The organism is Citrobacter sp. Res13-Sevr-PEB04-36 (assembly GCF_015672735.1).
Lineage (GTDB): Bacteria > Pseudomonadota > Gammaproteobacteria > Enterobacterales > Enterobacteriaceae > Citrobacter.
In genome coordinates, this window is sequence record NZ_JADABY010000026.1 from 1 (window position 1) to 10,500 (window position 10,500).

Annotated in this window: 7 protein-coding genes; 5 read left to right on the forward strand and 2 right to left on the reverse strand. The window is 42.9% G+C overall.

What is annotated here, in order from left to right; genetic code table 11:
* The 3 genes from IMQ48_RS07780 to IMQ48_RS07790 all read left to right on the forward strand — a co-directional run.
* A partial coding sequence (locus IMQ48_RS07780) for a site-specific integrase (protein WP_230326323.1) occupies nt 1-1,058 on the forward strand: 1,058 nt, incomplete at its 5' end.
* The gene (locus IMQ48_RS07785; RefSeq protein ID WP_128452455.1) at nt 1,055-3,418 is read left to right on the forward strand and encodes a hypothetical protein; all 2,364 of its coding nucleotides are present in this window, start codon (nt 1,055-1,057) and stop codon (nt 3,416-3,418) included. The genes IMQ48_RS07780 and IMQ48_RS07785, both read left to right, overlap by 4 nt.
* The gene (locus IMQ48_RS07790; RefSeq protein ID WP_016236669.1) at nt 3,418-3,861 is read left to right on the forward strand and encodes a hypothetical protein; all 444 of its coding nucleotides are present in this window, start codon (nt 3,418-3,420) and stop codon (nt 3,859-3,861) included. Before IMQ48_RS07785 ends, IMQ48_RS07790 begins: the two co-directional genes overlap by 1 nt.
* A 197-nt stretch (nt 3,862-4,058) precedes the next feature.
* Here the strand turns inward: IMQ48_RS07790 and IMQ48_RS07795 are convergent, their stop codons facing one another.
* Nucleotides 4,059-4,391, reverse strand: coding sequence for a helix-turn-helix domain-containing protein (locus IMQ48_RS07795; protein WP_024168380.1), 333 nt, complete (start codon nt 4,389-4,391; stop codon nt 4,059-4,061).
* Between the two features lie 96 nt (nt 4,392-4,487).
* Here IMQ48_RS07795 and IMQ48_RS07800 point away from each other — a divergent pair, with 96 nt between their 5' ends.
* The gene (locus IMQ48_RS07800; RefSeq protein WP_166864000.1) at nt 4,488-5,048 is read left to right on the forward strand and encodes a hypothetical protein; all 561 of its coding nucleotides are present in this window, start codon (nt 4,488-4,490) and stop codon (nt 5,046-5,048) included.
* A gap of 618 nt (nt 5,049-5,666) precedes the next feature.
* On the opposite strand, the gene IMQ48_RS07805 is transcribed toward IMQ48_RS07800, so the two are convergent.
* Nucleotides 5,667-9,251, reverse strand: coding sequence for a hypothetical protein (locus IMQ48_RS07805; RefSeq protein ID WP_196208573.1), 3,585 nt, complete (start codon nt 9,249-9,251; stop codon nt 5,667-5,669).
* A 99-nt stretch (nt 9,252-9,350) separates the two neighbouring features.
* Here IMQ48_RS07805 and IMQ48_RS07815 point away from each other — a divergent pair.
* Nucleotides 9,351-10,486 (forward strand): IS3 family transposase gene (locus IMQ48_RS07815; protein WP_230326324.1). Its coding sequence is split into 2 segments (ribosomal slippage): nt 9,351-9,597 and nt 9,597-10,486, totalling 1,137 coding nucleotides; the frame shifts between segments, so codons are not numbered across the junction.
* The last annotated feature ends 14 nt before the right edge of the window (nt 10,487-10,500 follow it).

The window sequence follows — 10,500 nt, forward strand, 5'->3', positions numbered from 1 at the left end:
CAAATGATTGGAATGTATATCAAAACATAGATAATATCCTTGACCCATTTGAAAAGAACATGATCAGCAAAGGTCTTTTTGAAATGGCTGCCGCTATCTCACGAGGCAGAAAATACAATCTGGTGGACCTTCGCAATGCCACTGTTCTGGGGCTAAGTTATGTCACAGGTAGTCGTCCGGTTCAGTTAGCTAAATTGGCTGCTGGTGACTTTCGAATCGATACTTGCAGTACGACAACAGGGTTGGTTCGTTATAGCGTTCTTTTACCTTATGCTAAACAAAGGTACGTCACTACGGATCGGTTGATTCTGGCGCTCCCGCCAGAAATCGGTGCACTGGTTAAGCATTATATAGATGAAGCCAGATTATTACCTACCGATAAAATGTTTAATATGGGGGGATCAGCACCTAAATTTGTTTCTCAGTCGATTAGCCAAACGATTCTATCCTTTAGCCCACAAGATTACCAGTTTGCCGTATCGTGCGGTGAAGCCGCCCTACCTTCAATAACATCAACTGATTTGCGCCACAACGTTGGTCACTCACTTGCAATGCAGGGCGCTAGTGCAGAGGAAATTGCTCACATTCTCGGCCATTCATCTCTGGTTGTAGCAAAGCACTACATCCGTGCGACCCCAGCCTTGGCATTGATCCGCGCTAAAGCACTCGGTTCTAACCCTGTGTGGCAAAACATGGTGGCTATGATGCTTACTGGGAAACTAGTTCCTTCAAAAGAATGGGAAGGTCGACGCGTGGTTGGTATGGTTGGTGATCGATTACACTATGAGATTGGTGGCTGTGCGAGAACCGATGATGAATGCCCCTTCTGTGAAGTTCGTTGCTGCTATGGTTGCTTATATTACCGCCCTTTCCTTGATGGCCATCACCAGGGCGTATTGAATAGCGTCTCTAAAGAAGTCGATGAGCTGATAGCAGTATCAGATAGTGTTGGTAATGCTCTCAATCCACTAATTTCTATCCACGAGACGACGCAAATAGAAATCAAGTCAGTGATTGCCCGTTGTCATTTGCATAACGTCAGAGGTTGTGGGAAATGAAAAAAAATATAGCGAACTTTGAGACTTTTATCATAGAACAGAAAGCTTGGTTCGAAGAGAATCTGGCAGCAGATTTTGCAGAATCATGGGATAGCTTTGTCTGGATATGTGGGATCAAAGGATCCGGCTGGTTACGTGGCAATGGGGCTAATTTATTACGTTTTGATGAGGTTAACCGGCTCAAAGGGATCGATGATCGCCATACAGTCTCCGAGCCTTATCAGTTGTTCATGAAAGCGATGCTGGTACTCGTCTATCGAGGGAGAAATCGCAGTATTTCCTCTGCGGTTGCTGTCGCAACGCTGATTATTTTGAAACGATGGTACTGCGCTCTCATTAAGTTAACTGGGCAAACACATCCCATCTATCTGACTACAGATGTCGTACGTAGCGCAATGGATACTCTGAGTGCAGCTTCCCGGCCAGGTGATACCAACCTAGCCAACTACAAGGGGCGTTGTGTTAAGATTCAGAAATTAGTAAACCATCACGCCTTCACATTAGTAACATTGCAATATGTTTCCGATGATTGTTATACCAATCAGACTAATTTGACCCGGAAAGCCCGGGAAACAATCTCACTAAAAGAAAAAGACAAGCTGGATGATACTTCCACTGATGGTGAAGATACACTGATTACCATTAAAGGTTTCCTCAATATCGTGTCGTTAATCCAGCGAGTTGAAAGCGGTACTGAAAAGATTGCCCTCAATTGTCTTCTGCTACTGATCGTCACTGGATTCCGTTCTGTTGAGGCATTCAATCTCAGACAGGATGCCTTGGTCAAACGACATATAGATAACTCTGACCTCAGCAAACGTCTGCGGAATAAAGGATTGCCAGATTATTTTCTTGGCATACGCTATGTTGGTGTTAAGGGGGCTGGCGAACGAACGCATTGGGTCGAGCCTTTAGCTGTACCTCTGGTCGAAAATATATTTAAGTCGGTGAAGTTACTAACAGCTGAGTTTCGCAAACATATCGAATATTTACGATCAAAAAAATTTTCTGATTATTTACCAAAGCCAATCAGTGATATTACCAGTGAACTCGTTGAGCTTGATGATATTGTAAAATACATGGTCCAGTCCTCATCAGAGCTTCGGGGGCGTGCAGGCTTACGTGATAAAGCTTCGAAAGCATTAGAGAAACGTGGCTTTATACCGGCAAAAGTCATCCTTAAATCAGGTAATGAAAAAGAAAAATATTTTACAAAGTCTGATCTTAGTCATTTTCTTAAAAGTGAATTCGGTGATAACAGTGCAAATACTCCCTGTACTCATGCATGGGCAGAAAATGGCAAAAGATATGAGATTAAATATGAAGAGCTATTGTTCCTTTTCCCCAAAGGATCACTGACTCTCAAGAGAGTATTGCAACTAAAAGCCACGCCACTACCATTAAATAATAACGGCCTAAACAAATTTCTAGGTAACGTTACTGGCTATGTATCTGTTTTCAGCAAATACAGGTTGCTTGAAGATGACGGCCGCCCTACTCAGCTCCGAACGCATATCCCTCGACACAACATTAATACTTTTCTCGCAATTGCAGAGATCTCAGACCACTTACAAGCGATGTTGATGGGGCGTGTTGATATTACTCAAAATCAGCATTATCAGCACCTGGCTCTCAAGGAACGGCGAAAAGCATCTTCTCTAACCCCTTTAGTTCCAACCGTACCGGAGCAGTCAGCATTTACTGCTGTTGACGTTGATTCACCTCTCGATATGGTAAAGCAAAGCGGTTTAATGACGTTTAATAGTACCCAAACTCTGGAAACCAACATAAAGGCAAACCTGCATACCTTTGATGATCGTAACGATGTTGCTGGTTTCATTGAAGCGTCGTCAGGGGATGGATTATTCGAAGACATAGCCGCTGCGTTCGAGGAAATCAGTAAAAACGAAGGGCCATTACAAGCGTCTGAAATGGTACAAAGGCATGCGGTATTGCATCCATTAAAACTGGGCTCCTGCATGAGAGACGTTAACTTGTGGGGATGCCCTTATCGAATGAAGTGCCAAGCATTGAAACCCTGTGAGCATTTCACGTTGACAGGTCGTATTGATGAATACTCAACTATTGCAGTAAAAGGTCGGGCATTAAACGAGGCTTCGCTCGCTTTTGAACAGTATATCGCGGCCCTTCCAGACAACCAGTTAATACAAGGCAATATCGAAGAAAATCTAACTCACCTGGATGCCTTAAGCGAGCAATTACGCAGGCGCTCAAACTTGTTACAAGTTCTCTCTGCTCAAGAGATTCTGTCTGGAGAGATAAAAGTGGAAGGTGAAATTCGTACTTTAGCTCAATTATTTGCCCTTGAGCACCATAAAAACAAAGAGGAAGAAAACTAATGCGTGGTAAAGAATTGGATACTCAGATAGAGCATGAACTCCAGTTAATGTTGATTGAAGGGTTTGATAAATCGCCTATTTCAGCTAAAAACTTACATGCCAGACTTAAATCAAAAGGAATCATTAATGGTGGCTTAAGTACATTAAGTAACATTGAACGAAGGCGTCTTATTGCAGCCTATGTCGATCAACAACTATCGCCTCTGAATCTTCGTCCCAAAGAAAAACAGCAGTATGTGAACCGTAAGACTCGGCAGGCCTTGCTTGGTCGTAATCAGCAGTTACAGGAAGAGAATAAAGAGCTTCGCGAACAACTAGCTCAGAATACCTTGTCATTGATTGAAATTGTCAAAGCGGTAAAAGTCAATACGGTTATACCGGTAGAAAGCCTTCTTGCTCCGCATTTGATCATGGAATTACACAAAAGGAATAAAGATCAATGATAGATATAGCGGTATATTCGCACTACGAACTCATGAATAAACATCTTGCTCTATTCGAAAGATGAGCATTGCAACTTTCAACGCCCACTCATTAGAGTCAATTTTATCAGAGGGCGTCTACTACTGTAATGCCCTGCTTGGTTTATTGCACTGCACTTTTGTTACCTTCAAAAAGTTTAGCAGGCGTTTGTACAACATCATTTTTTGTCAGCAGTGTTGTCACCTGAAGACGTTTTGAGTGCTTCGATAAGTTTACTTCGCTCTTCCTCTGTCATTCGGGATATGAGTAATGCAAGTTCTGCTGTCGTCTGATCATCACAAAAAAAGTAGTTCAACGGTACGTTTAACTCTGCCGCCATTCGTCGAAGCGTATCAATATCGGGGACATGGCGTCCTTTCTCATAATGATTCATACGACTGCTAGCCGATGCGGGATCAAAGCCAACAAGGAGACCCAGAGAGCGCTGTGATAAACCCGCCCTGCATCTCGCTTCCTTAAGTCGTTCTGGTATTGGATTTTTTTCAGACACTGATTCATCTTCATTGGCCTCGAATGCTTAGATTGTCTAAGTATCTGTCATTGTTGTATACTTAGCAATCCTAAGTTAACAGCCTTGTTTTGTCATATGAATAGTCGAGTAACCAACCCTGAGTCGTACATATTTTCTGCAATCATCTTAATTGGCAAAGATAACTTCACCAGTAACGAAGTAGCAAAAATTCTTATCGAGCGATTTTCACTTCCGAAAAATTATTTAAAGGCAAAAGCTTTTGCTTATAACCAAATTCAATCCCTGGTTAGAAAAGGATTATTAAACAAAGTAAGAAAAACAGGCGTGTATCAATATTTATACTCAGTCACATCAGAATTTAATATCGCAACAGAATGCGTGGAATTAATTGAGGCAACCCCAAAGTCTTCCTGTCAACTTGTTTCAAGTGCTACCAACCATGAACACAGAAATGTAAATATCCAAATAAAGTCTCTTATTGAAAAATACAGCAGTGAGTTGGCGAAAGTATCAGGAGCAAAGGAGATTTATGAAGAATTGATAGTTGCTGTGCCGAGCAGGGAAAATGAATTCAGGAAGCTTTCTCTTGAACAAGAGAAAAAACACATCAAGATAAATGAAAAAATAAATACATTAATTGGAATTATTAATCAATCTGTTGCAATAAGGCAATGAATTTTTACAACTATTTGAAATCATGAAGGGAGAGGGTAAAGCCTCGCCCTCTCCCTTCATGCACTGATATGCCATCATTAAAATGATGATTAACAGCGAGTACCACTATATGCTAGACACAAATCAATATAACCTCAGCCAGGCTCAGATGCAACTGTAAGTATCCTGCATAATCGTGCCATTCACGTTTAGAGATCATCCGGCATAATCAATCAGCCAGCGAAGGAAATCGCTATGCGTAAAGCCCGTTTTGCTGAGCATCAGATCATCGCTGTGATTAAGTCGGTTGAAGCCGGATGAACTGTTAAAGATGTCTGCCGGGAGGCCGGTATTTCTGAAACCACCTACTACATCTATGGACTACTTCCGTTTTGCAAGTACAGAATCAAATGCGCCCGGTAGGGTGCATACATGGTCGATATTGCGACTCAGGTTGATGCTCTGAACAGGCCGTTAGATGAACTTTTTTGGGGTCAGTACAATCCTGGGCCTTCAGGATCACAAACACTGGGTGTATGGAGATAGTATTCACCTGACGCCGGCTATAATTTAAGCAACTCGGCCATTATAGTCGCGAAAACTCAGTATCGGGCGGATATACGAAATGAGGCATATAAATCAACGTATAAAAAACTCAATCTCTTGTACATTAAATTCCCTAAAGTTATCTTCAGCTGTAAGCACAATGGCTTTGCACAAGTAATAGCTCTTACGCTCTGCTCCACTTGAGCGATGCCATTCCTCAATTCTTTCCTTGCTGACTACGGTATAAGATCCACAAAAAGAACGAATTCCTTTGGGATGAATAGGTTGCCAATCATTATACCAGAACGATGAAAAACCAACTTGAGATCCATCGATAGAGTAACTAAACAAACCATCGGAAGATGAACCGACAATCTTTTTATTATCAATGGGACATTTGGGAATATAGAACCCTCGTGATTCGAGATCGGAGTGCCAGTGCCCATATCTCATAACTGGATACGAAGTGCCAGCCAGTGTAGGAACTCTGGGCATCTGACTCTCACCAAACTCATAAGACAGCTCCTTATCCAGAAGATTACCAATAGACAAACAACCGGAACGCTCTATTATCTGCATGTCAGGCGTTAACTCAATTTCAGTGTTCACTTTTGCAACAGTCAAATCAATCCAGTTATTGTCATCAATCTTGATGGGTAATGAAAAAGCTAAAAGGTCATTACTGTCATCTGTTTGTGAAAAGTTGGATAATCCTTCTTTAACATAGCTGATTAAATTATCTTCATTAGGAGAGTCGTTACCACTCCAAACAGGTAACCATTTAGGTTTTTGAGGGCGAAGCTCTATATACGCAGGTTCGATAGGTAGTGCTGGTATCGATAAATGTCTCGCGTAAGAATCCGGCATGCCGAAAAATTCTTTGGCCAGCTCTATTGTTCTTAAATATGCGGAACGACCACGATGGCTCGCTTGTGTATAAAATTGGCCGGTAGATCTATATCGATCACCGCTAAAGAAGTAATCAACATTTGTTGCTGTAGAAGGCTGGTATTCGAATGTACTATTCCATTCAGACTGAAAATAATCGGTAAAAGGTATACCCGTTCGTCTCTCTTCTTTTTCCAACAATGTATTATAAAGTAAAGGCACATCCTTCCCCTGATAGTATTCGAATCGATTATTATCATGTGCCATGCAGACAAAGGGTGTAAATAAATATGCGTATTCGCCAAAGTATTTTGGTTGAGGTGCTAGCTCTGTGAGTATTATATCTGACAGTGTGGACCTTGCTCTTATGTAGTGCCCCAGATCATTTGGGCAGACATAACCCTTAGATTTCGCAATAAAAAATACACATAACACTTCTACGCACTCAGACTCTTGCTTCCTACTTGCTAAGTCTTCCTTTAGTAATTCTTCAACTCTTGGGTGTTGAGCTATTAAAAGTCGTGAAAGCTGTTCTACTACCCACAATTTTACAGAGGGTATAGGTAGCTTTAGCCTCGAAACTAACGTCTTGAGAATTGCATCCTCGAGAGAATCATCATGACGCCAATCCCATACCGGTTTTGCAAGTTGAAGATTGCGGACGCTTTCTTCCAAGCTTGTAACCATCTCTAACGTTAGCTTAAGCGCCTCATCTTTCCTGTCACCATGAGAAAGCAAAAAAACTAGCTTGTCATTCGGAATAATTAAGTTGCCAAACTTATCTTTCCAATTATCCGGTTGTGATGTTGTTAATTTAATAAATTCGTCAATTTTTTGAGGGTATTGCTCTGCCACTATCTTAAGCCGATTGAGGCTATTTTCTGAACGCTCATACCAATCAGACCATCCTCTCATTGCCTTGTGAGCTGCAACCAAAAGATCAAAGGCTTTCGTTTTACCGTGTAATTTTTTAACACTGAAAAAAAGAAGATCTAACAAGTATCGTTTATCATCAAAACAATCAATAAGCTTCGACACCTGTGGAATTAGCAGTTGCAATAACTCAGGCTCCTTACCTTGGGTACACCAATATGTGTACCAGTTTTTCCAAAATTCACTAATGCTATATTTTTCTTTGAGCAATACAGTCAGTTCTTCGAACTTTTCAGGCGGATAATCCGATGGCTGTAACAAAACTTTTCCATCAGATTTATCAGTTGATGAATGTTTTTCTTCAGATATATTTTGAACATTAATACCCAGAAGGCTCTCTATTTCATCGGCAATACAAATGGCATGAGGTTCTCCTTTCTCAATATTTTCTCTGAGCACTCGGTAGCAGCTAGAGTGCAAACCTGTAAGATATAAATGTTTTGTAATCGGCGAAGCAAAGTCACACCTTTCAAGCAACCTAGAAATTGTCTCTTCAGCATAATACCATTCGCCATCGCTAAGCTCTTGCTCATAAACTGAAGCAGCTGTTTGCGGGTTTAATTTTGCTAATAATGAAGATATGGAATGCTTAGAGTGCCTAGTTTCATCCCCATCAGTAAAGTTGGATATATTGAAAACTATCGGTGATATTCGTTCTAATATTTCCAAGGCAGAACCTGGGTCAGATTCAGAAAGGTATTCCACAGCTTTCAATACATCAAAGATGGTGGGGTCTTTGTGATGCCCATAACCAAGCACAAAGTCCCATGTCTTTCTCAAATATTTTTCAAAAAGAGCTAATTTATCATGTTGAAATGCTATTTGCGCTAGCTCAAGATAAGCATTAGAATTTTCAATTGTTTGCTCTAACTCATTTAATTGTCGATTATCTTCAAGCTTGATAAGTAGCTCTGCGGCATCATCGTCTAATAGCTTAAGCCCTGCGTCCTTATACCATAGCCTTAGCCAGTCAATTCTAAATAAACCATCATCAACTGTTTGCCTTAGTTCATCACGCGAAATTTCAGATTTGGTTGTTATCAGGTGACAATCAGCTGCAATTTCAATCCAATCGCGCTTTAAAACTATGTCGGCTCTCCGTGTTTCCCATTGGATCTCATCTAATATTGGAACAAGCGGAAACATCGCACAAACCACGTCAAAGTTTAGTTTATTTCCTGCGATAAGTTCATTTGCGACTAAATCTGCCAACTCATTGAGTAAATCATAATGAGCTGATACATCCGCTCTGTCTGAGGTTGCACTTACTGGTAACCAAGAATAGTCACCTTCTGCATTTAACCTGATACAAAGTGAAGAAAAAAACCAGCAATGGTAGCTGCCTGTAGCTTCAACTTTGAAGACTTTCGCCGACTGACCATAAAAATAATGAGTCTCAATATTGGTGAAGATTTTCTTAGAAAAGATATCTATGAACTTAGATAGCTGCTGCGAGGAAAAAGAGCCATATTCTGGCCTACAGGTAATATCAGCACCCTCTATTATGCTTAATCTAATTGCATCAAGTTCGATTTGACCAATATGATTTGAATCAGGGGGCAAGCACTGCCAAGCCCTGAAGAGCAGACCAAGTTCTTTTTTTGTGCGACATGCATGTCTAAAGCTAGCCACATATCCATCAGGCCAATTAGAGAATTTTCCTTCTTCAAAAATCGCATCATAGTTAAGACTGTTAGTTAATACTCCTGCTTTTATCAATGCAGTTGCTTCAGCTTCATTATCTTGAGAGTGTCGTGAAGACAAGAGTTTGGTTTTAGCCCGATATCGATCAATTGCCTTCTGCGATAATAGCTCTGCTTGAGCAACCGCCCCTCTATACCATAATGCAATTGCCAATGGACTGACCCCACCCCGGTAGACGATCCTGCCCTATAGTTGGACTGACCCCACCCCGGTAGACGATCCTGCCCTATAGTTTGAGTATAGGGGGAGCATATGGGCACACCACGATTTACACCTGAATTTAAGGAAGAAGCCGTCCGACAGATAACGGAACGCGGTTATTCCGTTGCCGAAGTATCTGACCGTCTGGGCGTTTCTGCCCACAGCCTCTACAAGTGGCTACGGGCTATCAGACCGGATAACAGCGAGCAGCATGCCCGGGATTTACTGGAAGCCAAAAGCGAGATCCTGAAACTACGGGCGCAGCTAAAACGTACCGAAGAAGAACGGGATATCCTGAAAAAGGCCGCGCGGTACTTTGCAAGGGAGCCCGACTGAAGTACCGCTTTATCAATGAGCACCGCACTGTATGGGGTGTGATGACAATGTGTCGGGTACTGGATGTCGCCCGGGCCGGGTTCTACGCGTGGCTGCATAACCCGGTCTCGGCACGTGATAAAGATAATCAGCGTCTGCTGACGCTTATCCGTGACTCCTATTCACTGAGCGGAGGCGTATACGGTTACCGGCGGGTTCATGGCGACCTGAACGAAATCGGGGAAACCTGCGGTAAAAACCGGGTGGGCCGTATTATGCAACTGAACCGGATTAAAGCCGTGCGCGGCTATAAAGCGCCGCGTCGTATCGCTGGCAGACCTTCAGTGGTTGCCCCTAATCGCGTGCAGCGGCAGTTTACTGTTGTCCGGGCCAATCAGGTCTGGGTCACCGACATTACTTATATCCGCACCTGGCAGGGCTGGCTGTATCTGGCGGTGGTTATCGATCTCTTCGCCCGTAACGTGGTGGGCTGGTCGATGAAGCCCACTCTCTCACGCGAACTGGCGCTGGATGCACTGATGATGGCGGTCTGGCGACGTAAACCCGACGGCGAGGTCATCGTGCACTCAGACCAGGGAAGCCAGTACGGCAGTGACGACTGGCAGCGCTTCTGCCGGGCTAATAACCTGGTCCCGAGCATGAGCCGGCGTGGCAACTGCTGGGATAATGCGGTGGCCGAATCGTTCTTCAGTTCACTGAAAAAAGAGCGCATCAGGAAGAGAATATACAAAACCCGGGATCTAGCCCGGGCGGATATCTTCGATTACATTGAAGTGTTCTACAACCGGGCCCGGCGCCACAGTCACCTCGGCGGCGTCAGTCCGGAGGCCTTCGAACAGGCCTCGTCGTGAGGACAGAATTTGTC

Excerpts from the sequence above, each read along its gene's own strand:
- IMQ48_RS07785 (WP_128452455.1), top strand. The coding sequence starts at position 1,055 with ATGAAAAAAAATATAGCGAACTTTGAGACTTTTATCATAGAACAGAAA.
- IMQ48_RS07800 (WP_166864000.1), top strand. The coding sequence starts at position 4,488 with ATGAATAGTCGAGTAACCAACCCTGAGTCGTACATATTTTCTGCAATC.
- IMQ48_RS07790 (WP_016236669.1), top strand. The coding sequence starts at position 3,418 with ATGCGTGGTAAAGAATTGGATACTCAGATAGAGCATGAACTCCAGTTA.